Annotated in this window: 1 pseudogene; it reads left to right on the top strand. The window is 54.0% G+C overall.

The annotated features are described in order from the left end of the window. Window positions 1-741, top strand: a pseudogene (locus HMPREF3178_RS19645) (IS3 family transposase); the annotation flags it as partial. Window positions 742-774 lie beyond the last annotated feature (33 nt).

Raw genomic sequence — 774 nt, forward strand, 5'->3', positions numbered from 1 at the left:
GTCCGGCGGCTGATGCGCATTTATCAGGGCGCATCACTGATGCTGGCACTGGAGCGCAGGCGCTTTGGCTACCGCCGCATCTGGCAGTTACTGCGCCGTGAAGGCCTTCATGTTAATCACAAGCGTGTGTACCGCCTTTATCATCTGAGCGGGCTGGGCGTAAAACGCAGGCGACGTCGTAAAGGGCTGGCAACAGAACGTCTGCCGCTGCTCCGCCCGGCGGCACCCAACCTGACCTTGTCGATGGATTTTGTCATGGACGCGCTGGCCACCGGTCGCAGGATCAAGTGCCTGACCTGTGTGGACGACTTCACGAAGGAGTGTCTGACAATTACCATCGCATTCGGGATTTCAGGCGTTCAGGTCACGCGTATTCTGGACAGCATTGCACTGTTCCGAGGCTATCCGGCGACGATAAGAACTGACCAGGGGCCGGAGTTCACCTGCCGCGCACTGGATCAATGGGCTTTTGAGCATGGTGTTGAGTTGCGCTTAATTCAGCCGGGTAAGCCAACGCAGAACGGATTTATTGAGAGCTTTAACGGACGATTTCGCGATGAATGCCTGAATGAGCACTGGTTCAGCGATATCGTTCACACAAGGAAAATCATTAATGACTGGCGGCAGGATTATAACGAGTGTCGTCCACATTCAGCACTGAATTATCAGACGCCATCAGAGTTTGCAGCACGGTGGCGAAATGGAAAATGTGAAGGTAAACAAACCGACCTTACTAACTGACGGTTGTATCTAATCCTGGGGGCAGGTCAGTCT

This window comes from Klebsiella sp. HMSC09D12 (assembly GCF_001808475.1).
In the GTDB taxonomy this organism is placed as follows: Bacteria; Pseudomonadota; Gammaproteobacteria; order Enterobacterales; family Enterobacteriaceae; genus Klebsiella; species Klebsiella oxytoca.